The following is a 24,537-nucleotide window of genomic DNA, read 5'->3' as shown; positions in this document are numbered from 1 at the left end:
TTCTTAATAAATTAAATGCTGCCTTTCCAGATCAGTGATGGATTGTGTAATAGTACACTTTCTTGTTTAACACGTTTGACTCGAAATATATCCTATTTTATCCCCTTATTTTTACATTTTTAAGGATCTAAACGAGCGCAAAATTGAAATATTTAGTGCATATAACCACTATTTCTGATTTTTAAACATTTGGAAGCGATTTTTTATTTCTTGAAAAACCTTGATATAACTGGGTTTATTAAACAAATTTTTCTTTGTAATAGAACTGTAATATAACTGCAATCTAACTGACGTTGTTTTTAAATACACAACTCTATATAGTTAGAAACAGATTCAGACGAAAACAAAAACTTATATTTAGATAATATAAAACGACAGGGGAAATAAATTTGAAGAAATTTGTCTTTTCAGTATTAGCAGCAAGTACACTACTCCTTAGCCAAACAGCCGCGGATGCACAAGCAGCCTTCAATACAAACGACGAGGTTCTTTCAACTTATGAATCCACTACTTCCGTAGATGCTTCAGTAGAAGTCGAGCAAGTTGCCGCAAGCAAAGCAACTGCAAAATCCGGAACTTTCAAAACGAAATACAACACGAACGTACGCCAGGATGCTGGCACAAAATACAAAGTTGTCACTCTAGCGAAAGCTGGCACTAAAGTTACTGCCACTCACCAAAAGAAAGTCGGCAAAGAAACTTGGTACAAAGTAAAAGCGAACGGCAAAGCCGGTTGGGTTTTGAGCTCACTTCTTACTTCAGCATCTTCTTCAGTCGCTAAAGTATCAAACACAGCTTCAGCTTCAACAATCGTTTCTAAAGCATTGGCACTTAAAGGAATTCCATACAAATTCGGCGGCACAACAACTGCTGGATTCGATTGCAGCGGATTCACTCAATACGTATTCAAACAAGCAGGCAAGAGCATTTCACGTACAACAACAACTCAGTTTGCTGAATCGACAACTGTTTCTACTCCACAAGCTGGAGATCTCGTATTCTTCGCAAACACTTATCGCGCTGGGATCTCTCACGTCGGGATCTACATCGGAAACAACCAGTTCGTTCACGCTGGCGGATCGAAAGCAGAAGTTGTTAGCTTAAACAACTCTTACTGGGGACCAAAATTCCACAGCTTCAAACGCATCAACTAATCAAATAGGAAAGAGCTAGGCAGTAATTGCTTGGCTCTTTTTTTGCGTTGTTTTATATGGAAGGAATTTTGTGGCGCGGGGTGATTTCGTCTGGTGATGGGGTAATTTCAAAGTGTCACGGGGTAATTTCGCATGTGCCGAGGGTAATTTCGAGGCTGATTAGGGTAATTTCGCACACAATCCAAAGATCAAGTGCATGAATGGATGCGTTTCGCCTGCAGCGAACCGCGACAAATGAGGCGAATTGATTTCAGCTTGAGAATGGTTGATTTCAGGAGTACGATGTTTGATTTCTCATGTGCAAAGGTTGATTTCGAATTGTAAATGGTTGATTTCACAAAAAAAGAGAGCCGGCACTTAAGCCGACTCTCTTACTTCATTTCAATATTTTTAATCTGGTAATCCCCATATCCATCGATCACCACGGTATAAATCGCTGTGTGCTCGATCGTCGCGGTCTCGCCTGTTTCTTCATCGTGATAGGTCAACGTAGCTCTCGCTTCTACAAGCGCTTCTTCCTCGCCGATTACGACACTGTCAATCGAAGGGACGACGGCATCGAATGTGCGCGTCTCGCTGCGGTTCGTTTCTACGAAGTTCTTGCCTTCTGTTGCTCCTTGGCTGTCCGGCAGCAAATACGACTCGTAGTACGCCAATTCCGGATCGTTCAACGAATATGGCAGCAATTCATAATAAGCGGTGATAAAGTCGCGCAGGATGGTTTCTTCAAAGAAGGCATCTTTGACATCCGGCAGGACAATTTCCTCTTCTTCGTACGTAATCGGATCAGCTGCCCATGCGTTCAGCTGGTCCACAACCGTATACATTGGAATCGCGTAGCCGATTTCCGGTTTGTCTTCCAAAATGATCGAGTTGATGCCGAGCACTTTCTCGCTGTCCAAATCAATCAGCGGCCCGCCGCTCGACCCTTTCTTCAATACGGCCGTCATTTCATACATATCTGTGTACTCGTAGCCGTCCGAGAAACTTGCACCGGTTGCAGTGATTTCCCCTTCTGTGACGGTATTGCTGACGTCTCCCGGGCTGCCGATCGCTACCACTTCAGTGCCTGGCTCTGCAGGCGATGTCGCGATGCCCATCGGCTGTTTGCCCGCCAACTCTTCCACCCGCACCAAGGCGATGTCTTCCGTTTCAGAAATTCCGGCAATCTGGCCGCTGAATTCCTGGCCGTCGCTGTTCTTCAAGACAATATACGACGCATCCCGCACGACGTGAGCGCTCGTCACGATATCGCCTTGCGTATTAAACAGGAATCCGGATCCCTGCTCCAAATCCGTGTAGATCGTATAGACATGCGCTTTGGCATTGGCGATCATCAACGAACTGTCTTTTTTCGGCGGGATGATGACGGTTTCCGTCTTCACCGGCTCTTCCGGTTTACTTTCCACCGCATTTTCGACCGTGCCCTGCACGACTTCTTCCGGCGCTTCCAGTTCTTCAATTTCACTTACATCAAATCCCGTATACACCATGCCCGCGAAATCTTCTTTCATCGGAGGTGCGGCATTCGATTTCGAATCCGGCGTAAAGGCTAAAAAGTAAGCCCCGAGCCCAATCGCTGCCAATAAAACCAAAGACAATATACTAAGCAGCAATCGTTTATTGCGCGATTGGTTCTGCTGTTTGCGTTTTCCTGTTCGGTTATTCATCGATTCCCTCAACTCGCTTCTGCTTTTCTCTTCCTATAATAGACGGCCCAAAAGCCATTTGGTTTCAATTCTTACCTATTATAGCAAGTCGATTGTGCGGTTGCCAGAATCGGGCATAATAAAAACCAGCAGAGATGAAAACTCTCTACTGGCTGATATCCGTTTATTTCTTATTTCCTTTTCCAGGCTTGTCATCTTTCATTTGCCCTTTGTTCGAAACAGCTGTGTAGTTGCCGAATTCGTTGATGGAAATAGTGAAGCTGTTTTTGTTTAGCTCACCTTGGAAGATTTTCCATTTGCCTTTTTGGTCTTCTTTCGCCCCGAACACAATTTTCGCATTGTGATTCAAATCAAAAGTCAAATCGGCCGGCTGCTTGAATTGGATGGCAAGGTCTTCGCCGTTTTTGTTGGTGATGCCTAAGTCAATTTGGTCGGCCACTGTCGGACGCTTGTCGACTTCCTCTTCTTCAGCATACGCAATTTCCAGCGTGAACGCGTCCCCTGCTTTTTTCGCAAGCTTAACCAGATTCGAAGCTTGCAAGGTCAAGTCAGCGGTCGGCATGTCGATGATCAAGTCTTTTCCTGATGCGATCAATTTAGCCACAGTATCTTCATTGAATAAAATATTCAACTGGCCTTCTTCATCTGCTTCTCCTGCCACCACTACCGCTTTTTCGCCGGAGTAATCCGGATCGGCCACTTGTTCACCTGGAACGGCCGGCTTGTCAAATGCGATTTGCATAAGAAGCGGATCGTGGTCAGATGCACGTCCGTGCTCTTCCATGAACATGGAATTGATGTGGACCATGTCCAATTCTGTTTGTTCCGCCAAGTTGTTTGTGACCAGCATATGGTCCAGAACTTGTGAATTCCCTTGGTAATAGTAAGAATAGCGATCTTCCACAGGCACATCTTCGACTTTATTCGTCAGAATGCTGCCTTTCAGCGCCGCCAGAGCCGGCGTGAACTCGAAGTCGTTCATATCCCCTGCCACCACGACATTCAAATCCGGATTTTGAGCCAATCCTTCTTCGATAAAGCCGTTAATCGCTGTTGCCAGTTCAATGCGCTCCGGCACAGATCCAAGGACTGGCGGCTGGTTCTTGCCGAAGAGCGGCTGGTCTCCGCCTTTCGAATTCAAATGGGCACCGATCACTACCACTTGCTCGCCTTGGAATTCAAACTGCGCAGCAATTGGTTTGCGCGTGTTCGGCATCGGAATTGGCTGAACGCGTCCAGGGTTCAACGCAAGCTCTCCATTCACCCATGAATTTGTCTCTGTTGCCGTTCCTTTTGTGCCTTCAGCCAAAGTGACGCGTTCCGGGTTGTACAAGTAGCCGACACGGATGTTTCCGCCCGGCTCCCCGCCGTCCTGGTTGTATTCAGGCGCAATATCCGTCCATTTGTATGCCGGACCTCCTGCTGCCTGAATGCCGCTGATCAATCGCTCATACGTGGCAGTTGCATCGCTGTTCCCTGAAGTAATCGGGCCGTCGTTGTCCTGCACTTCCACCATCACGATGATATCCGGTGAGTTCAGGTCATTGACGAACGATTCGGCAACGCGCTGTGCTTTCGCATCGGACGTATGGCTTGGATCAGCAGAGAAGTTCTCTACATTATAGGATGCTACAGTCAATTTATCTTCCTGTTTTTGGATCCATGTTTGTTCCGGCGCCGTTCCGCCATCTACCAGTGCCGGAAGATCGCTTTCTTCTGCCCAGATTTTGTAGTTGCCAAAGCCGAAGCCAAGAACACCTACAGGAGTGCCGGCAAACGAATCACCGGATTTCGCGATGAATTTCTCATTATCCATATCAATGGAAATGCGTTCCGGGTTGTAGTCGTCTTCAGCGATCAAAATGCCGCCTTGTTTATGGAAATCGTTGTTGGTCGCATGTTTGGAGACAACGAATACCTCCCCATAGCTTTGCGGGCCGACAATTTGCGCGTCAGCAACACCGACTCGCATCAATTCAAGCGATTCCCAGAAATCGATGCCGTCAACGTCAGGATTGAATTGAGTCAATCCATCTGTGTCAATTTTCTTAGTCGGCGGGAAAACGTCCTTCCCGATCACAATCGCTTCCGGTAGTTCCGCAGTGCCGTTTTTCACTGATTCCGTTGCACGGATGCGCGTAATCGGCAAATCGTTCTTTTTCATATCGGAGTAGCCTTCTTGGTAATGCTCCTCAACTGTTCCGCTGACCGTCACCAAATCTCCGACTTTCAAGCCGTTTGAAGCTTTGTTGACCATGATCGCTTCCGATGTTGTCAAATCGTCATCCGGGTTTGTGTCTTGGATAACGAAATTCGCTGAGTTGTAAAGATGCGTTACGACACCCGTAATTCCTGTCACTGTGGCATTCTGATAATCCGAATAATGGCCATCGCCTTGGATATCCCGGATTTTCAGATCTTTCGTTTTAAGGACCGTGTATTCAAACGAGAACACTTCTGAAGTCTCGTCTCCCACAGCAATCGCTTTGATCACAGTGTCTTTCGTCAATTCGATCGGCGCTGTGTATTTTGTGCTTGCTGGAGTTGGCGTTGAGCCATCCAGCGTATAGTAGATGTCTGCATTTTCCCAGCCCGATTGAAGAGTGATAGCTGTTCCTTCTGAAACAACTCCCGGGAAGATGTCTGCGTAAACTGCAGGTTTGTTGACTAAATCAAAGCTCTCGCTGCATAAAGTCTTCACTTGGTACGATGTGTTGAATTTTGAAGCGATCCCCGTTACATGAATCAAATCGCCTTCTTTGTATTGTTTCGTGAATTGCTCGAAAGTAAGTCCGTTGCGGTTATCGTTGCGCACAACAACCGCTTCGCCATTTTCAGCCGTTGCTGAAAATTCGAATGTGCCGAAATCATTGACTGATTTCAAACCGGTGATGGTTACATTTTGAAGTTCGATTCGTTCCCCTTGCGTATCTTCATTAACGCCTGCTGGAGTAATGCTCTGCAAGGCTGGCAGTTCGTTGCCTGAAGAAATTTTCTCGACTGTATTCGGCTGCAGCTGCAGTTCACCCGAATACTCTGAAACGGAACCCGTCAAACGGACTTTGTCGCCAGGGCTCACGTCCGCGTTGTTTGTATAGACATAAATTCCAGCAGTTTCATCCTGGACATAAAATGCATTGCCGCCCCAGAAACCAGTTCCTGTCGTTACAATGGCATCCACTTGAATCAAATCGCCTGCTGATGTACGCGCTTCAGCAATTGAAGCTACAGGAGCCGCTTCGGGCGGAGCTTCGCCTTCAGATAGAATCGTGAACGCAGTTGGTGTTTTTAAGCCAGCTACCTGGAAGTAAGCTTCTAATTTGCCGGTAATGGTAACTTCCGCTTTAAATAAAGAAGGGTTGTCCACCAAGTTTAGGCTTGAACGGATAGAACCCGACGGCAATTGAACCGGCAAAATCTTCGCAGGATCCGTTTCATCCGGTGAATCAGCTAATCCAAGATTCGTCGCTACTGTAAAAGGCGCTTCTTGGTCATAGCTTGAACCGCTTATAACTGTCCCAACAATAAACCCTTTCACAGTCTGAGTTCCTGTATTATTCGCAATTGCTTCTGCAACCGTAATCGGTTCAGCCGCTTTTGCAGTGGCCATATAAGGCAAAGCTGCTGACAGAACCAAAATTAGGCTCAAAAACAATTTAATCCATGCATTTTTTGTCAAACTCTTTCACTCCTTGGAATTTATTAGTCATACAAACCATATTATACAGAAGCAATGTAAGCGCTTCGTAAATTTTCTGTAACTTTTCCAACTATTTGCCTTAATAGCACATTAAAATGTTAATATATAGAATTTAATAATCTTAAAGGTTTATATAATTCCATCTTTCTCTATGTTTTTGTAAGGTTTTTGAGTTGGAAATAGATATATTTAAGCCTATAAATCCATGTAATAGCTGCCGTTGTAAACTAGTTGTAAAGATTAGGCATATCTAAATATCGTCTATGAGAAACTCATAGTCGGTTATAGGGAATTCAGCACTACTTGCGAACATCTCGATCTTCTCCCCAATCAAAAAAGCCCCACAAAGATTTCTCTCTGCAGGACTCTCCTAATCTCAGCTCGCATCCCAAATCGACGCTGCCCATTCGGGGTGATCGACAAACGGATTGCGGTTGCCTTGAATGTCTTGAATTTTATCGTTGCGCTGGCGCTCCCAGTCGCTGACGGGATCCTGCTCATGCCATTCAAGCAAAACAGACAATTTCCCGTGGTATGGCGCCGAGCCGTTATTCAATTGCTCGTTCAGCTCCAAATCCACTGTGTCGCCCGGTTCGTAGCGAACGGCCATGTAGAATAGCATGCGCGCTACATCACCTTTCACTCTATCCGGCGGCTCAAACGAATTCGCTGTTCGCAGACAGCCGTCACAGCCGCTCACTTTACTGCCGCCATAATCAAAATCAAGATTTCCGCGTGCGCCATTCACTTGCACATCTGTCGGACGCAAATGATGGATATCCGTTCCTGCGCCGCGTGATGTTCCAAAATTCCCGTGTGACTTCGCCCACGTGTGTTCCCGGTTCCAGTCGCCGACATTGCCGCCGTTCAACCCTTTCGAACGCGATTCTCCGCTATAAAGAAGGAGAACGTTGTTCGGATTGTTCGGGTCTTCATCCGTCACTTTCAACGCATCCCAAACCGCCGAGTAGCTCAGCTGATCATGGTCGTCGATGATTGCATGCAACTCATCCTTCAATGCATCGCCGCTCAAACCAGTAGCTGTTTCGTAATAGCTTCCCGTTGCTGGAACTTCTTCTGTTACCGTTACCGAGAACGATTGCGTGATGCTTTCTTTGCCATCAGTCGCCGTCACGCCGATAATATGGGAACCGGCCGGCAGATCCAATGTCAGGATAGAACCTTCTAAACTGCCTTTAGTGGAAGTAAAGGCGAGACTTTCCCCTTCCGGATCCGCGAAGTATTCCGTCAAGTCGTATTGCAAACTTTCCCCGCTTTTCACTTGTTCATTGCCAAATGCTTTCAGCACGACCGGCGCTTTGTTCTCTGCCGGCAAATGAGGCGAATTCATCGGCTGGCCAGCTGCGTCATAAAATTCGATGGCTTCATAATCTGCTCCGTTGGTAAACTCGATTGCCTTGACGTTTTCTGCCCCTCTAATTTGAGAAACTTTCTGGCCATCAACTACCACTTTTGCCACTTCGATCCCTTTAAAATCAAAAATGGATTCGGCCCTAACCGGACTCAATACCACTTTTACATCTTTAAAGCCCATTCCGTGAAATTCAGCGTATTTTCCTTTCAAGTAAACCGCATCGGAAATCGCTGTTTTTCCTTCTAGCGTCAATGACACGCTCGGCTGGCCGATATTCAATTTCTTCTTGTTCAAGTTCTTATAATGAAGGAACTTTTGAGGTTGAATCGGTTCTATCCCTGGTTCCGGTTCAGGATCTGGGGTTGGTTCCGGTTCTGGAGCCGGTGTTTCACCGAATCCCGTCATCGTATGCGCTCCAAGATGCTCGAACGTATCTATTGGATAAGCAATCCATTCGTCCGCAGGATTGAATGCATCATCCACAATGCCATCGCCTGCTTGGATATCGGGATTGCGGACCAGCGTAACATCTTTTGCATTTTCAATGCGCGTGCCGACTTGGCCAAAAGAATCGATCGGTGCACCGTTTTTCTTCAATACCAAAGCATCATCGCCATTAAAATTGATGACATTATTATTTTGCAGCTGCCCTTTGCTCTTGATACCTTCTGCTGCCTGGCTGTTATAGATGACGACCGTCTCGCCACTTGCTACTGTTCCGGATAAGTCCATTTCACTTTGCACTGTCGTACTGCCATTTGCGTACAAAGCTAGCGAATATGCGCTTAAGTCAATAGAATTGCCCGTCCCGTTGTAAAGTTCAATTACCTTATTCATGCTGCTACCTTCAATGTACTCCGATATAAAAAGATCACTTGCCGTTGCCGCCGCTTCAACCGGCGATTGCGTTGCTGGCACCCATAATCCTGCCGCCAATCCGAGTGACAATAGGACTTTCACAGGCTTGCTCCATTTTCTGTTGGCCATTTGTACTGTTCCTCCTCTGTTCTTTGTATTCCTATATTTATCTCATCCCACCAATAAATATTGTAAATTTTTAACTTTAAATAAAGTAAATTTACAATTTTAACTATTCTCTACTTACGACTTTAACCAACTGCCTTTCCTACGTCAACGCTATTCGGAAACTATTACATGAACTTAATAAAAGCAAAAAGCGCTGCAGGGAAAATTTCCCTGCAGCGCATCATCTTTTATTTCCCCGCCATCGGCTCTTTAATCGCTCCCATGAATAGGATTAATCCGGTTTCCACGTCTTCAATCGTAATGAAAAATGGCCGATCTACTATCATTTCAAAAGTCAGTTCGCTGCTCCCCGACTCCTCCACAATTTCTATCGAAGTCGCCGCAGCTGCTTCAGTGCCTTTTTCATTTACATCCAAGAATGTTTTCTGTTTTACTTTGCTGATGAATAATTCCTCGTTTTCTTTTTTCACCATTTGCGGGAACTCTGCCGTAAACCGGTCAAATGCCGAAGCCATTCCCAATCCTTTCAACGCGTCATTCAGCTCCACTTCATACTCCAGCTGGAACTTCGGCAGCTGGAGCGTCCCTTCCATATCTTGCGATGTTTCATTCCATTTATCCCAATTTTCACCGGTCAGCGATTTTTCAAAGTCGCTAAGCGAAGTGCCTTCTTTAGGCAGAAACACTTTCATCGCCATTTCTCCTTCACCGTAAGGCAAAGAAACAGCTTGAAAATCATCCGTTTCCAGATATGACAGCTCTTCATAAAGAGTCATTAATGGCATCTTTTTCAAAGTACCATCTACTAGATGGAAATCTTGCTCACTTGTTCCCTCTTCTTCGAACGGATACTGCCAGTCCCCTTTAAAATAAATCGCATTCAGCAATACCGTCACAAGTTTTGGATCTAAGGGAGCTTCCATCATTTCTTTAATCTTGCCATTGGTCGAGTCCTCTACCCATCCATTTATCCGATCGACAGATTCATTATCCGTTACATCGATTTCCTCAATCTTTGCATTAAAATAATCTTCATTGTTCTTCGCAAAATCTTCCTGGAACTGATAACTTTTATTCAGCCAAATGGAGTTGCCAATCGATAATTGAATCGCTTCAGAATCGCTTGCAAGTAAGTTCATTAGAGAGGCATTGGCTTGGTTCAATTCCTTTGCATCCATCCCTGGAACCTCCAAGACATTCAAAATCTCATCTTCCGTCACACCGTCCGCACCGTAATGGACCATCGATAATGCCATAAACAAACTTGGTGAAGAGATGAACCGATTTCCTTCTTCATTCGGTTCCACAACCGGCAGCAGCTTCCACCCGAGCTCATTGCTCGGTTCAATAATCTTTTGATAATCCGCTTCTCCGTACTTTACATCTTTTGAAATCTTTAAAGATCCAGAATTCATATTGGGCTCTGCAGTACCGCAGCCGGCTATCATCAATATGAATAAAATCATTGGCAACTTTCGCATTGTCATCACTCCTTATCTATTAGACTGGATATATGAGGATAAGTTACATATTTGAATATAAGAATTACCACTAAAAAAGCCGTCCTGCAGATGAGTTCTGCTGGACGGCTCTATTACTTTTTTATTAACGCTCACAAGCGATATTATCTTTATCGCGATCGCTTTTCTTGTTGGCATCATACAAAGCTTGAGAAACGAACGGTTTGTACTTCGATTTCCCGCCTTTGTTTGTCGCTTTTGAAGAACGGGCAATGCCGCCTGCATAGACCTTGTTGATCTCTTTGCAGTTAGCGAACGTCTTCACTTTTGTCCCTGCAGCATCTGCCTCCATTGGTGCTGCGCTAAATGTGAAGCTAAGCGCTACCATCAATGACATGAATGCAAAACTAAGTTTTTTCATAGTAATTTCCCCTCTCCCTTTGTGTTGTTTTTCATGACAGTATTTCGATAATTTTATTATCCATCAAATTACTGTTAGCTCAAATATTATAACAGGAATTTATTCCCATAACTATAGTTGTTATCTATTTGATGAAAACAATTTTATTAAAAATTAAAATTCATCTTGCAAGATTTATGTTATCTTTCAAGCTTTCGGTTAAATTGTTTGGGCACCCCAACAATTAAAGTAGAACTCAATTTAACAGCAATTAAAGACTAATTACTTCCACTCCTAGCTCCTATATAAATATGTAAAAAGCCGCATCTAAAACCTTAAGGGTTTCAGGTGCGGCTTTTTTGGTATTGTACAGGAATATAGCCAAGCTAATGCTCTATACAATTAAAGAATTTAACTAAATTATTGAGAAACAGTAAATCTAGCTGGAGTAATTGCATTTCCTGCAATGTCTTGTACACCAGTTAAATTAATAGTTTGCGCAGCTGTTGGAGCTGAAGTGAATACGACTCTGTACTGTCTTGGGCCAACTTGAGCAATGCTCTGAATTGTATTAGTTTCTACAACTTGGTTACCTTGTTGTACAGTGTAGTTGTCTGGGTCATTTACAAACTCACTAACTACGTTGTTAGCTGTCAATAGACCGCTAGTATTAGTAGTAGTTCCAACTTGTACAGCTTCATTAAAAGTTAGAATATAGTCGTTGTTTACAGTAGACTCTGGTGTAGTGTCTGGAACTAAAGTAGCTGTTGGAGCAGTAGTATCAACAATCACATCACGAGTCACGACTTCACTGTTGTTACCAGCAGTATCAGTTGAACGTACTACAATACGGTAATTACCATCAGTGTTTGGCAATGTATAAGTTGCTACAAACTCTTCGCTAGTTGAATTGAAACCACCGTCAACAGCAGTCACCCCTGTTGAAGAGAAAGCTTGAACTTCTGTTTCATAGCTACCATTTGAATCTCCATCACGGTAAACAGCGTATTGTACATTACTTACTCCAACTGTATCTGCAGCTGTTCCAGTAATACGAACATTTTTCGCGTTAGTACGTAAAGGCGTTCCGCTAACTACGGTAGTATTTCCAACTGTAAATGTAGTATTTGCTAATGTTGGTGGTGTAACATCACCAGTTCCTGCAGGTGCAGTAAAGTATCCTTGGTTTGCAGGCGTCCCAATATTTGTCGGGTTCGCATTAACTGGCTCTCCAGTGTTACCTTGTGCATCAACTGCACGAACTTGAATTCTATAGTTAGTATTAGCAGTCAATTGTGGAGAAGCGAAAGTAAATTCTTCCGTTCTTTCATTGAATGTTCCATCAACAGCTGTAGCATTTGTCCAATCTGTAGATGTAGTGAAAGCATTTGTAGTAGCGTTGTATGTTTGAACACGGTATTGAACGTTTGTTACATTGCTATTGATATTAGAATTAGCAATAAGATCGCTAGCAGATCCTTCAACAGATACACGGCGAGTAGTGTTACTAAATTCTGATTTAGAAATTGTAGTAGAAGGTGCAGTAATATCCGCTGCTACAATCGTTAATGTTAATCCAGAAGCAGAAGAGAAATTACCTAGTGTATCAGCAACTTGCACTTGTACCTGATAGTTCCCACCAGCATATCCCGTAGTATCAATTGAAGCTACAGCTGTTTCAGCAAGTTCGTCATAACGCCCATCTTCTGCATTTACAGAAACCCAATCAGTGAAAGTGTTATCTGGTTTTAGTAGACGGTAACGAACTGTAGAAAGTTCTACAACGCCTTCAGCAGCTACATCTAATTCTACTTTATTACCAGCATTTGCAGTAATTGAAGAACTAGTCTGTGCACCGTTTGTTAATGAAGAAGAAACGATTGCTGGATTAGCTGGTGTAGCAATATCTACCGGTGTGATATCAAGAGTAGTTGTTGGAACCGCTGCTCCTGATAAAGATTTAAGGTTTGAGATTGTAAGAGCTGCTTCAGCATCTTCTACAATTACACCAGAAGCAAATGTAAGAGTAACAACTTGATTTGCAGCAAATGGTCCATTAGCAGTTGTGCTTACATTTACTGCTGTAGGGAATGCTGGAGTATCATTCGTTCTTGTTACATCTCCATCGTAGCTATAGTTTGCACGGTTTTGTGCAGTAGTTAAATCTACTGGGCTGTTAAAAATTAAAGTAACAGTGTTTGTAGCTTCATTCGCAGCTGCTTGAACTGCAGGTACTGCCGCTGCTGCAATTGTAAACGATCCAGTTTTAGCTGCATCATCTTTATATTGTACAGAGTAAGCTACTGTTTGGGCTGCATTAGTTTGTGCTACTTCAGCAACTGAGAATGTAACTGTTTTAGTAGATTCGTTATAAACAAAGTTTGATGGTGTTACAGTTTCAGTTGCTCCACCATTGATTGAACGAGTTACTACGAAATCAGCAGCTACAGGAGCAGTTTCAGGAGCTACGTTAAATGTAGCAGTAACTGTACCATTAGAAGCTGTAACTGATTGAACAGCTGCTTCAGCTGGGTCAACAATGTACTCTTCCAAAGCGTAAACGAAGCGAGCGAAGTCTCCACGTTTGATGTTGTTAGAAGTACCGAATTGAGTAGCTGAGATACCGTTAGTTACGTCGTTAGCAACTAAAGCAGCAACTGCAGCTTTGTAACGATCGCTAACATCAGTGAATTTCACGTCAGCTGTATTTCCTTCAAGATCAAAAGCGTTAGCAAGCATGATAGCTGCTTCACCGCGAGTGATTGAATCATTGAAACCGAAGTTAGTAGCTGATTTACCGTTAACTACTCCAGCTTTTTTCAATGAGTTGATAGCTAGAACGCCACGAGTAGGAACGTCAGAGAATCCTGATGCTGGAGCTGTTTCGTCGTTAAGACCTGCAGCGTTTGCGATCATGATTGCCGCGTCACCACGTTTGATTTGAGCGCTAACTCCGAATTGAGTTTCGCTTAAACCTTTAGCAATGTTGTTAGCAACAACAAAGTTAACTGCTGCTTCGTATTGTTTAGCAACGTCCGTGAATGCTGCTGGTTTTACTTCGTCAGCAAATGCTGCTGGCACTACTGCTGTCGCTACTAATGTAGCTGTCGCTGCAGTAGCAACGAATTTCTTGTAAGACTTTGGTTGGTAAGCCATGTGTGTAATTCCTCCCTGTTTTAGGTGTTAATGTGTTAAATGATGAGTATTGGTTAACCCAATTTAATTATACTGATAAAAGCTCTTCTTTGCCACTTAATCCTAAAATATTATGACTAAAGTCTAAAATGTAATAGTAAAGATGATTAGGCAGTTCGAAAGAGATTATCAGAAAATTAAACTCTAACTTAGTTTAACAAAGATATTAAAGATTTCAACTGATAAATTAAAAATGTATCCTAAAAATTACACTTTATTGTAAAAAAGAGTCTATAGTATTACAAAAAATACAGAATCTCGAAGCTTTTCATGTGTTTTAGGGGTTTTTCGCCTATCATTTTGGAAGATCTCTTCTCTCTCCAATGTTTAATTATACATAAAAAACGAATTTCTATTCATCCATTATTGGTAATAATTTATTGCGTTAAACAAGCACTTAAAATTTAAATTTCCTGCATCAGATTATTATGAAAATTATTTATCATTTCGATAAAATATTGATTTATTATTCGTTTTCAAGTAAATCTCCTAGTTCGAAACGTTTAGTTCCGTCGTAATTTCAGGATTTTTTAAATTTTTCCATTTGTGACTAAAGAAGCGTTGTGAAAAACTAGAGATATTTTCCTTTTCTTAGTGAAATGGCTGAGAACTCTTCTTCTTTCCTTTATAATAGGAAGAGCTATGCATTTAGGAGGATATGATGATTACAAAGATTACAAAATTTAATCTCTGGCTTTGGATTCCGCTCGCCATCGGTTTTCTTTTCAGGTTAGCGATCCTTATTTATTACGGACCAAACTTGTCGCTTAATAGCGACGATTACTTTTATATCGACAGCGCGAAGTTTTTATTGGAAGAAGGCAAATTGGTTTATGTCGATCACTCAGAGCCGACTGTTCATATTATGCCCGGTCTTCCATTCCTAGTCGCCAGCGTGTTTTTCTTTTTCGGCACAGGAACTGTCGGTCTCGCTGCAGCAAAAATAGTGATGATTTTAATCGGCTGCCTCAGCATCTTCGGCATCTATAAAATCGGAGAGCGTTTGTTCAGCCCGATCGCCGGGTCGATTGCGGCTCTGATCCTCGCGCTTTATGTTCCGATTGTGGTGACAGATAATTTGATCGCTACCGAGTCGCCGGTCACCGCTGCGTTTATCTTCTTCGTGTATTTCTCACTGCGGCTTGCTGACACGCATTCGATGAAAGATTTCTATTGGGTCATTGGCTTGTATTTGTTCATGCTAATGTTCCGTCCGACGATTGCACTGTTCCCTGTCATCCTGCTTGTGTATTTGGTGCTGAAGAAATATCCGGTGAAGATTGCGCTGAAACAGTTCGGCATCGCCGCTGTTTTGCTGCTGCTAGTGATGGGGCCGTGGTGGGCACGAAATTACATCGCCTATGACGCGTTTATCCCGCTGTCTGGCGGCGCAGGCAATCCAACCTTGCTCGGCACTTACCAAGGCAACGGCTATAAATACGGACCGCCTTTTGACGTTGTCGTGCAGCAGCTGGTCGATGAACATCCGGAGGCCAGCCGCTACGAACAGAATATTTATCAAATGGAAGTGGCGAAAGAGCGAATCGACATGATGCGTGATCATAATTCCGAGTGGTTCTGGGAAACGTACACGACGGCGAAGCTGCGCATCCAGTGGGAAGAGCCTTTCTATTGGCTCCGCGTTTTCGGCATCGATAAAGCGACTATGCTTCCCGTCTATCTGACTTTATTTTGGACGGGGCTCGCTTCCCTTCTCCTGATGTTCGTTTTTAAAAAACCTATCTGGAAAGAATGGCTGTTCATCATTCTGTTTATCCTGTATTTCACGGTGATGAACAATCTGTATCTGGCTTACCCCCGCTACAACCAGCCGCTTCTGCCGTATTTCTTCCTGGCAATTGGCGGCATGTTCCATGTACTCGTGAGCTTTGTTAATAGAAACAAAATAAAAGAAGCTGAGTTGGAAGATCGTTTATAACGATTTTCCACCAGCTTCTTTTTTTATATAAAGACTATTCATGAATCTTACAACAAAGACCCGATTCTCTTTGAAGAAATCACTCCAGGCGGACGCTTTCCGCTCTTTCTTCTAGTATTGAAATTTTATGCTATATATGTTGAATACAACAATCTTGTATTTTTCATCTATACATCCTTACTACTTTACAATTATAAAAAGCGCCGGCGCGGTTCCGGACTGGGTGGAGCAATAAGACGAGTGCTCTTCTCGGCTTATTGTGGAAACCCTGTCCATAGCGCCGAAGCGGCTTATAGATGTTACTTCTTTAGTTCAACTTATAGAAACAAAAAAATCCGCATCAGAATTTCTGATGCGGATTTTTATTAGCTCTTCGATTTGATTAAATTCTCTTTCACGACCAGCATCGCAAGGATGGCTGCCAAGTAAATCGATACGGCCGGTGCTGTCAGTACGTGGCCCGCTGTATAGGCAATGCCGATGCCCAGCAGGAAACCGACGCCGTAAAGCACGTAGAAGTACGTGAAATGCGTTTTCAGGTTGCGGATAAAGTGGATCAAGTATTTGCCGGCGAAGTAAACAAACGGCGCCATCAAATAAATGAATCCGATAAATCCGAACGAATAAAACCAATCATGGAAGTCCATTTCAATCATTTTCGGTGTTTTGCCTGGAAGCTGCGGCTCATAGTTGCCCGCAAAGCCCATTCCGAATAATTGCTGGGAAATCGGTGAACTGTAGAAATCGTTTTTCATGACTTCTTTATACTTTTCACGCGAACTGAAAATCAAGTTTTGCACTTGGTCGTTTGTGATGACCGGTTGTTCCGGTTCAAAACCAGGTTCCCCTTCAACAGGCGCTTCTTCTCCTGGACGTTCGACAGCATCGCCGAAATTGATGCCAAATGAGCCAAGATGCGCAAACATGTTTTCATAAACCGGTGTAGCCGGAGTAATAACCGCTAAAATTACGGTTAATACGGCTGAAATCAATAAGTTTGATTTTACATTGGCTGTCTTTTTCTTCATAACGAACAGCATAATCAAACTACCGATCAATACGGATAAGAGCACAATGATGATCCCGCCATAGCCGACTTTCGTGCCAAGCGCTAACATGCCTAGTGACAGCAAAACAAACGGAATCCAAGCCCATGGCTTCTTCCAGGAATTAGTCTTTTCTACTCCATAAAGCGCCATGATTGGCAATACGATCGCCATGATGGCTCCGATTTCATTGCCCGCATAGAACCAGCCGGTGAAGCCGACTTTCGTATGCGAGTAGTTTGAAAGGCTTGTTCCAGTGATTTGCGCTACGATGAACACAATTCCGATAATCATGCCCGAAAGCCAGAAAAACTTCGTCGTTTTGCCGGAAATGTCGTAATCGCGGGCTTTTAACTCACGGTAAACGATCATTAATCCAAGCAAGACAATATGGAAATAAATTACTTTATTGAAAAATTTAAGCTCTTGGAATAAATAATACGGGTCTTTGACTTGCAGATTGACCAAAATATTCGCTGTGAGCAGGACGGCCAACCCTACCAAATAAATCGTAAAGATCCGGCTGATCTTGCTTTTCTTTGAAGCCCATAGAAGGACAAGGAGCAAAGCGACCATATAAGCGGCGCGGATTAGCACTCCCACTGTTATGCTGGTGTCCACAACGAAAATGGACGCGGTCGTCAGAACATCAATGACTGGCTGCAGGGCGATAAAAGCCACTAGGAGCATAAGAATTTTTTTATAATTCATGGTTGGGAATCCTCTTTCATTTTTTTAACCGAAGCTCGTGAAAAATCGCTGAAAGTTTCGATTGAATCGTTTTTTGTTCGTACTGTTGAGCGGTTTGATAAGCGGCTTGGCCGACTTGCTGCTTTTGTTCCTTTGAAAGCTTGTTATAGGCGGCTAAGCCCCTTGCCAAATCCTGCGGGTTGCCGGGTTCAAAAAGCCAGCCGTTTTCGTTTTCTTTCGTGTAATCCAAAATTCCGCCGATGCGGCTCGCGAGAATCGGGGTGCCGCAAGCCATCGCTTCAAGGCCGACAAGCCCTAAGCTCTCCCCTTTCCGGGTGGTCGGGAAAATGAAAAGGTCGATAATATTGTAAATCGCAGCAAGATCTGCATGCTTCATCAATGGGAAATGCACCACTGATTCTTCCAATCCAAGGCGTTTGCGAAGTTCGAAAAATGCGGCGTCGTCTTTGCCGGAGCCGACCATGATCAAGCGGGTCTTGGCTTTTTCTTCCGGATGTTCGTTCAGGAATGCGGCGAACCCGTTCAATAGATGGTCCCAGCCTTTTCCGACGTCCATGCGGCCGACATAGCCGAAATAGCGGAAATTCGGATCGAGTTTATACGTCGCCATCAGTTCGGCGTTATTTTCTTTGTTCGGGTAGAACACAGCCGCGTTGACGCCGCCGGAAGGGAAAATCCGGATCGGGGTGCGGACCTGGTATTTTTCTTTAACGAGTTTTTCGTAGTAATGGGAAGGTGTAATGATCATTGTGGATTGGCCCAGCAGTTTTTTGACGTTCGGCTGGAATTTCTCCTGCGAAGCCACTTCCGGCACCACGTCACTGCCGTGGACATTGGTGACAATGCGTACGGATGGCTTGAGTTTCTTTAGAACCAATAAAGGCAATGCGTTGTGGGCAGCGTAATGCACATAGATTGCATCATACTTGCCGCTCATCCCTTTTCGGACCACGTTCGCGTAATGCTGTGCATAGCCGAGCGCTTTTTGCGCCTTGCCGGTCTTTTTCGTCAGCACCGCTCTGTCGATGCTAAATCCCTCGTCTTTCAAAATGGCTTCCGTGTTTTGGACGAAAACGCCATAGCTAGGAAATGCCTCAGAAGGATACATATTCGATACCAATAAAATCTTCAAATTGTCCCTTCCCTTCCTGTGGATGAATGTTTTTTATGAGTGCGGTATGCAGGTAATAAAAGATATTCCGCAAAACAGCTTGCTTGCCGCGGGCGAGCACCGAGCCTCCTCGGTCGCTATCGCTCCTTGTGGGGTCTCGGCTGTCTCGCTATTCCCGCAGGCGTCTGCGCTGTTTTGCTCCATATCTAAAATTATATTTCTTTTTTTATAAATTATGAAGCGCCGCCGCGCTCATGGGCTAAGCGAAGTAAGAAGACAGGCGTTCTTAGCCTGGCTTCTTACGGGAGCTATGCCCTAAGCGGCGAAGCGACTATAGAAAAGAAACTTCTATTAATTACAATCCCTCAAGCTTCGTTTTCATGAACTTGATCAAGTCTTCGCGCAGGTCTGGGCGCTGCAAAGCAAATTCGAGGGTCGTTTCGACGAAGCCAAGTTTTTCACCGACGTCGTAGCGCTTGCCTTCGAAAGCGTAGCCGTAGACGTTTTGGATCGTGTTCAACTGTTCGATGGCGTCAGTCAATTGGATTTCTCCGCCTGCGCCGACTTTCATCTGGTCGAGATACTTGAAGATTTCCGGCGTGAAAACGTAGCGCCCGATGATTGCCATGTTTGACGGAGCTGTGCCGGCTCTTGGTTTTTCAACAAACCCTTTCGCGCGGTAAAGCTTGCCCATCCGTTCCGCTGGATTGATGATGCCGTAGCGGTATGTCTCGTTCTCCGGCACTTCCATCATTCCGATGACGGAGGATTGCTGTTCGTCGAACTGGTTGATCAATTGCTTCAATCCTGGCGTTTCCGCCTGGATGATATCGTCGCCGAGCAATACGGCAAACGGTTCGTCGCCGATAAATTTACGCGCCGTCCATACCGCATGGCCAAGGCCAAGCGGAGATTTCTGGCGGATGTAGTGGATATCGACTTTGCTGGAAAGCTGGACCGCGTTCAACAGCTCGAATTTCTCCGACTCCGCTAAACGCGTTTCAAGCAAGTGGGCAGAATCGAAATGGTCTTCGATGGCACGCTTGTCTTTTCCGGTCACGATGATAATGTCTTCGATGCCGGATTCAATCGCTTCTTCTACGATATACTGGATCGTCGGTTTGTCGACGATCGGCAGCATCTCTTTTGGCATGGCTTTTGTGGCAGGAAGGAAACGCGTACCAAGTCCTGCAGCGGGGATGATCGCTTTTCTGACTTTCTTCATTCGGTTTCCTCCTCTTAGTTTTTCGAATCGCCTAGCAAATAGACGTCAAATCCTGCAGCTTCCCATTTTTCGCGGTTGATGCAGTTTTTCGTGTCGATGATGATTTTATTCGCCACATTCGTCAATGTTGTCGGATCGATGTCGCGGAATGCCTGGTGATCCGTCAATACGACCAGCGCCGATGCGTCCTGGATCGCTTCATCGAAGCTTTGTGTCTGTTCCGGCAAGTTGTTGACTTTGATATGCGGATCGTGTGCCGTCAGTTTCATGCCGCGTTCGCGGAATTGCGATACGACTTCCACAGACGGACTTTCGCGCATGTCGTCGATGTTGCCTTTGAATGCAAGGCCAAGAACCGCGATTTTTGGGTCTTTAATGCCTTTAGCGTTCAAAATATCCGCTGTCAGCTGCGCTGTGTAAGACGGCATGCCGTCGTTTGTTTTGCGTGCCAAGTGGATGAGTTTCGATTTTTCCGGATCCAATTCAACTAGGAACCATGGATCCACCGCGATGCAGTGTCCGCCGACGCCAGGTCCTGGCGTGTGGATGTTCACGCGCGGATGGTAGTTCGCAAGCTTGATCGCTTCCCAAATATTGACATTGATTCCTTGGGCAATCATAGCGAGTTCGTTGGCAAATGCGATGTTGACGTCACGGTATGTATTTTCCATTACTTTGACGAGTTCCGCTGTTGTTGCGTCTGTTTCGTGCATCTTCCCTTCGACAAACGATGCATACAATTCAGAAGTCAGGCGTGCCGATTCTTCGTTGATGCCGCCGATGATGCGGTCGTTGGTAACGAGTTCCTGGAACACACGGCCCGGGATAACGCGTTCCGGCGAGTGGGAAACGAATAGCTCAGTTCCAATTTCAAGACCGGATTGAACAAGTTCCGGCATCATGACATCTTCCACCGTTCTTGGTGGCACAGTTGATTCCAAAATGACCAAATTGCCTTTTTTCAAGAAAGGCACAACCGAAGCGGTCGCTTTGCGAACGTATTCGAGTTCAGCTGTTTTATCCGCTTTGATTGGCGACGGAACTGCAATGATGAAGACGTCTGCTTCTTCCGGTTTCATGGAAGCGGTCAGCATGCCTCCATCGATGGCCATGTTGAGGCGTTCCTGCAATCCGTTTTCTTCTATATGAAGCTCTTTATTTTGAATCATGGTTACCGCTTTTTCATTGACGTCTACGCCATGGACTTTGTGTCCGTGGTTCGCAAACATAACGGCTGTCGGCAAGCCGATGTAGCCAAGTCCGACAACACAGATGGATTTCTTCATTTTGACATTATCTCCTTTTATCGTGATCGCAATACTTTAAATAAGAAAACCGGCAAGTTGAGCTGGCGTTTGAAGCGGGAAGGGCTGGCGAGAAGCCTGTACAGCCATTCGATTCCGAGTTTCCGGAAAGGTGCCGGTGCGCGTTTGACGGTTCCTGAGAACACATCAAAACTGCCGCCAACCCCCTGGAATACTTGGACGTTTGGCAAGCTCTTCAAGTTTCTTCTGATCCAAAGTTCTTGTTTCGGGCTGCCGAGCGCAACGAAAAGGATTTTCGCCCCGCTTTGGTGGATGCGTGAAACAAGCGCCGCTTCATCTTTTTCATAGCCGTTCGTGTAGCCGGCTACGCGGATATTCGGGTGCTGCGCTTGGATGTTCGCGATCGCTTTTGTGACCACTTCTTCCTTAGCACCGTAAAAATACACAGAATGGCCATCACTTTCTGCAAACTTCAATAATCTCGCCATCATATCGACGCCGGTGACGCGCGATGTGATGCCGCCGCCTTTGATTTTCGCAGCGAGCAAAATGCCGACGCCGTCCGCAATCTGGTACGTGGAAGCGTTGATCAATTCCTTCACGTTCGGATCGCGCTGGGCGCTCATCACTTTTTCCGGGTTTACCGCAATGATGGTCGACTGTTTGCCAGCCCCAATGCGGACCCTCAAATCATTTATTATACCTTCATATGACAGAGGCGAAACGTCCACCCCTAAATATTTTTCCTTCATTAGTCAAACCCTCGATTCAGTCGCTTTCAATTTTATTAGTATAGCAGATTTTTAGAGGAGTTGCACAGGCTGTTTGACAAGTGGTAGAATTTAGCGAGGACAAGGCTTGCGAGCTTTAGTTTGAGGAGGAAAATATGTGAAAATTGTACTATCTGGCTTCTATGGATTGGGCAATACGGGTGACGAAGCGATCCTGAAAGCCATTATTGATAACTTGCGTGCGGAATTGAATAACCCGGACATCACCGTCTTTTCTTTGTCACCGGAAAAAACGGCGAAAGAATACAATGTGAAATCAGTTTACCGCGCATGGCGCCGTGAAAATAAAGAAAAAGTCAAAGCGCTGCGGAGCGCCGACCTGCTGATTTCCGGCGGCGGCGGCTTGCTGCAGGATACATACCCGACGAAATTCCTGTTCGGTCCCCTTCCGTATTATTTGCTGATTGTGATGCTGGCAAAACTTTGCGGAACGAAAGTGATGTTCTTTTCACAAGGCATCGGGCCTGTCACTTCAACTTGGGGCAAGATTTTGATGAAAGTGTTTGCGAACCGCGCCGATTTCATCACCGTGCGCGACCAGTATTCGAAGGATTATTTGAAAAAGCTCGGCGTGACGCGTCCGGAAACGGTCGTGACGGCGGATATCGTGTTCGCGTTCAAAGCGGACGAAGAAGACCGTGCCTATAACTCACTGCCTTTGACAGGCAATGAAAAAATCGTCGCTGTGACCGTGCGCCCATGGTTCGACAATCCTGATTACATCGAAAAAACGGCTCGCCTGCTTGACCAGTTGATCGAGCTTCGCGGCGTGACGCCGGTATTCGTTCCAATGGAAGGAAAATACGACGTCCCCGCTTCAAACGATGTGCTATCGAAAATGAAGCATGCGGATAAAGCGATGCTGCTCGGCTCCGACTTTACGCCGAATGAGTTCTTGAACTTCATTCGCCATGCGGAACTGACGGTCGGCCTTCGCCTGCACGCGCTGATTTTCTCAGCCCTTTCAAATGTGCCGCATCTCGGCTTCAGCTACGATAAAAAAGTGGAAAGTTTCCTGAAGCGTTCGGGCATGTGGGACTATTCGTTCCGCCTGGGCGAAATCGATGAAACTAAACTGCTCGAGAATGCGTTATATCTATTAGACAACAAAGAAGCTGCGCAAGCGATCATCGAACCGAATGTCGCGACGCTTCATGCAGAAGCCATGCGCAATGTGGAATTATTGGAAGAGAACTTTGTGAAATAAAGGATTTATGGAAGGGACAGAATCATGAAAATTTTATTGGCAACATCTTACGATTACCCTCACCTCGGCGGTTTGTCGACACATATGACGACGCTGAAGACTGGGCTTGAGAACTTGGGGCATACGGTTGAGACGTTATCGTTCTCAGACGTCGCTAAATGGCGCCGCGATTTGATTGCCCGCGGGCCTTCGTTCGTTTTGAACAAAATGTCTTTAGGTGCTGGATATGTCTGGACATTAAACCGCCGCCAAGGTTTCTTGGAAGCGATGCTGAAACAAGAGAAATACAAATCCTTCGACATCGTCAACGGCCAGGACGTTTTCGCGACGCGCGCTTCGTTGAACGCGGGGCTTCCGACGGTCACAACGGCCCACGGCTATTTGACGTATGAAGGGATTTCAAAAGGTTCGGTCGCTGAAGACAGCAAGCACAAACAGACTTTGCTGAATGTTGAGTTCAGCATGTACAAAAAAACGCGCGCCGTCATTACGGTCGATACGCGCATCAAAGAATACATCAAACGCGAGTCTGGCGTAGATGCGACGATGATCAAAAACTTCATCGACGTGGAAGATTTCAAACCGGAAGTGGAACGCCGCGCAGAATTCCGCACTAAATACAATTTGCCGCAGGATGATTTGATTTTCTTCATCCCGCGCCGGTTGACGAAGAAAAACGGCGTCATCTATCCGATTCTTTCCTTCCCGCCTGTTCTTGAGAAATACCCGAATGCACGATTGGTATTTGCCGGAACCGGCGAAATGATGGACGACATGAAAGCGAAAGCGCGCGAACTCGGCATCGAAGAACGCGTGACAATGCTTGGCGCTGTTGACCATAAAGACATGATCCAATATTATGCTTTGAGCGATATCGCCCTTGTGCCGTCGATCTATTCGGCTGGCGTTGAGGAAGCGACGTCGATTTCCGCTTTGGAAGCGATGGGTTCCGGCATTCCGTTGATTGCTTGTGCCGTTGGCGGCTTGAAAGAAATCGTCGACCACGAAAAAGACGGCCTGCTTGTCGAAGAACGCAATGTGGAAGACTTGTCGAATGCCATGATCCGCTTGTTGGATGAGCCGGCGTACGGGCAGGAGCTTGCGAAAGCGGCCCGCGAAAAAATCGTCGCGGAATACTCGCATTTCGCAGCGGCTGAGAAATACGAAGCCATCTACAAAAAAGCGCTGAAGAAATAAGAACTTGAGCTTAAATACAACCGGCGGCTGACTCGAGACTTTCGGAGTCAGCCGCTTTGCTTGTCTGTGCCACGTGCGCACACACTTTCAGAAAGAAGGGAAAT

The 24,537-nt window shown here is 45.3% G+C and carries 15 protein-coding genes and 1 pseudogene; 4 read left to right on the top strand and 12 right to left on the bottom strand.

Annotation, left to right across the window (positions count from 1 at the left end):
- The first annotated feature begins 389 nt into the window (after positions 1–389).
- On the top strand, positions 390–1,154 hold the full coding sequence (locus BN1080_RS04455; protein ID WP_052650739.1) for a C40 family peptidase: 765 nt from the start codon (positions 390–392) through the stop codon (positions 1,152–1,154).
- A gap of 371 nt (positions 1,155–1,525) precedes the next feature.
- Here BN1080_RS04455 and BN1080_RS04450 read toward each other — a convergent pair whose 3' ends face one another.
- The 7 genes and pseudogenes from BN1080_RS04450 to BN1080_RS04425 all read right to left on the bottom strand — a co-directional run bounded on the left by BN1080_RS04450 (position 1,526) and on the right by BN1080_RS04425 (position 13,902).
- Positions 1,526–2,824, bottom strand: coding sequence for a S1C family serine protease (locus BN1080_RS04450; RefSeq protein ID WP_052650738.1), 1,299 nt, complete (start codon positions 2,822–2,824; stop codon positions 1,526–1,528).
- Between the two features lie 163 nt (positions 2,825–2,987).
- Entirely contained in the window at positions 2,988–6,503 is a 3,516-nt protein-coding gene (locus tag BN1080_RS04445; protein WP_052650737.1) for a DUF6359 domain-containing protein, read from the bottom strand.
- Between the two features lie 397 nt (positions 6,504–6,900).
- Complete coding sequence (locus BN1080_RS17495; RefSeq protein ID WP_407674798.1) at positions 6,901–7,698, bottom strand: endonuclease I family protein; 798 nt, start codon at positions 7,696–7,698, stop codon at positions 6,901–6,903.
- A 768-nt stretch (positions 7,699–8,466) separates the two neighbouring features.
- Positions 8,467–8,886: pseudogene (locus BN1080_RS17490) on the bottom strand (lamin tail domain-containing protein); the annotation flags it as partial.
- A gap of 227 nt (positions 8,887–9,113) precedes the next feature.
- Positions 9,114–10,367, bottom strand: a complete 1,254-nt coding sequence (locus BN1080_RS04435) for a serpin family protein (RefSeq protein ID WP_052650736.1) — start codon at positions 10,365–10,367, stop codon at positions 9,114–9,116.
- A gap of 124 nt (positions 10,368–10,491) precedes the next feature.
- Positions 10,492–10,767 carry an excalibur calcium-binding domain-containing protein gene (locus BN1080_RS04430; protein WP_052650735.1) on the bottom strand — a complete coding sequence of 92 codons (276 nt, stop codon included), beginning with the start codon at positions 10,765–10,767 and terminating at the stop codon, positions 10,492–10,494.
- A gap of 399 nt (positions 10,768–11,166) precedes the next feature.
- On the bottom strand, positions 11,167–13,902 hold the full coding sequence (locus BN1080_RS04425) for an S-layer homology domain-containing protein (protein WP_052650734.1): 2,736 nt from the start codon (positions 13,900–13,902) through the stop codon (positions 11,167–11,169).
- Positions 13,903–14,602: 700 nt separating this feature from the next.
- On the opposite strand from BN1080_RS04425, the gene BN1080_RS04420 reads away from it, so the two are divergent.
- Positions 14,603–15,880: an ArnT family glycosyltransferase gene (locus BN1080_RS04420; protein WP_052650733.1), complete on the top strand. Its 1,278-nt coding sequence runs from the start codon at positions 14,603–14,605 to the stop codon at positions 15,878–15,880.
- A 365-nt stretch (positions 15,881–16,245) separates the two neighbouring features.
- On the opposite strand, the gene BN1080_RS04415 is transcribed toward BN1080_RS04420, so the two are convergent.
- The 5 genes from BN1080_RS04415 to BN1080_RS04395 form a co-directional block, all read right to left on the bottom strand.
- Positions 16,246–17,637, bottom strand: coding sequence for an O-antigen ligase family protein (locus BN1080_RS04415; RefSeq protein WP_052650732.1), 1,392 nt, complete (start codon positions 17,635–17,637; stop codon positions 16,246–16,248).
- 16 nt (positions 17,638–17,653) lie between these two features.
- A complete protein-coding gene (locus tag BN1080_RS04410) occupies positions 17,654–18,769 on the bottom strand; it encodes a glycosyltransferase family 4 protein (protein ID WP_052650731.1) in 1,116 nt (371 codons plus the stop codon).
- Positions 18,770–19,103: 334 nt separating this feature from the next.
- Positions 19,104–19,973, bottom strand: a complete 870-nt coding sequence (galU, locus tag BN1080_RS04405; protein ID WP_052650730.1) for a UTP--glucose-1-phosphate uridylyltransferase GalU — start codon at positions 19,971–19,973, stop codon at positions 19,104–19,106.
- A gap of 14 nt (positions 19,974–19,987) precedes the next feature.
- The gene (locus BN1080_RS04400; RefSeq protein ID WP_052650729.1) at positions 19,988–21,259 is read right to left on the bottom strand and encodes a nucleotide sugar dehydrogenase; all 1,272 of its coding nucleotides are present in this window, start codon (positions 21,257–21,259) and stop codon (positions 19,988–19,990) included.
- A gap of 17 nt (positions 21,260–21,276) precedes the next feature.
- Entirely contained in the window at positions 21,277–21,990 is a 714-nt protein-coding gene (locus tag BN1080_RS04395; protein WP_052650728.1) for a WecB/TagA/CpsF family glycosyltransferase, read from the bottom strand.
- Positions 21,991–22,126: 136 nt separating this feature from the next.
- Between BN1080_RS04395 and csaB the strand changes: the two genes are divergently transcribed.
- Entirely contained in the window at positions 22,127–23,236 is a 1,110-nt protein-coding gene (csaB, locus tag BN1080_RS04390; protein WP_052650727.1) for a polysaccharide pyruvyl transferase CsaB, read from the top strand.
- Between the two features lie 24 nt (positions 23,237–23,260).
- Positions 23,261–24,433, top strand: a complete 1,173-nt coding sequence (locus BN1080_RS04385) for a glycosyltransferase family 4 protein (RefSeq protein WP_052650726.1) — start codon at positions 23,261–23,263, stop codon at positions 24,431–24,433.
- The last annotated feature ends 104 nt before the right edge of the window (positions 24,434–24,537 follow it).

This window comes from Planococcus massiliensis, assembly GCF_000821325.1.
GTDB lineage: Bacteria > Bacillota > Bacilli > Bacillales_A > Planococcaceae > Planococcus > Planococcus ruber.
This window is presented reverse-complemented; position numbering and strand designations above follow the sequence as displayed.

Bases quoted from the DNA above. Each gene is read 5' to 3' on its own strand.
- BN1080_RS04450 (WP_052650738.1), bottom strand. From the start codon at position 2,824: ATGAATAACCGAACAGGAAAACGCAAACAGCAGAACCAATCGCGCAAT.
- BN1080_RS04435 (WP_052650736.1), bottom strand. From the start codon at position 10,367: ATGCGAAAGTTGCCAATGATTTTATTCATATTGATGATAGCCGGCTGC.
- BN1080_RS04430 (WP_052650735.1), bottom strand. From the start codon at position 10,767: ATGAAAAAACTTAGTTTTGCATTCATGTCATTGATGGTAGCGCTTAGC.
- BN1080_RS04425 (WP_052650734.1), bottom strand. From the start codon at position 13,902: ATGGCTTACCAACCAAAGTCTTACAAGAAATTCGTTGCTACTGCAGCG.
- BN1080_RS04420 (WP_052650733.1), top strand. From the start codon at position 14,603: ATGATTACAAAGATTACAAAATTTAATCTCTGGCTTTGGATTCCGCTC.
- BN1080_RS04415 (WP_052650732.1), bottom strand. From the start codon at position 17,637: ATGAATTATAAAAAAATTCTTATGCTCCTAGTGGCTTTTATCGCCCTG.
- galU (WP_052650730.1), bottom strand. From the start codon at position 19,973: ATGAAGAAAGTCAGAAAAGCGATCATCCCCGCTGCAGGACTTGGTACG.
- BN1080_RS04400 (WP_052650729.1), bottom strand. From the start codon at position 21,259: ATGAAGAAATCCATCTGTGTTGTCGGACTTGGCTACATCGGCTTGCCG.
- BN1080_RS04395 (WP_052650728.1), bottom strand. From the start codon at position 21,990: ATGAAGGAAAAATATTTAGGGGTGGACGTTTCGCCTCTGTCATATGAA.
- BN1080_RS04385 (WP_052650726.1), top strand. From the start codon at position 23,261: ATGAAAATTTTATTGGCAACATCTTACGATTACCCTCACCTCGGCGGT.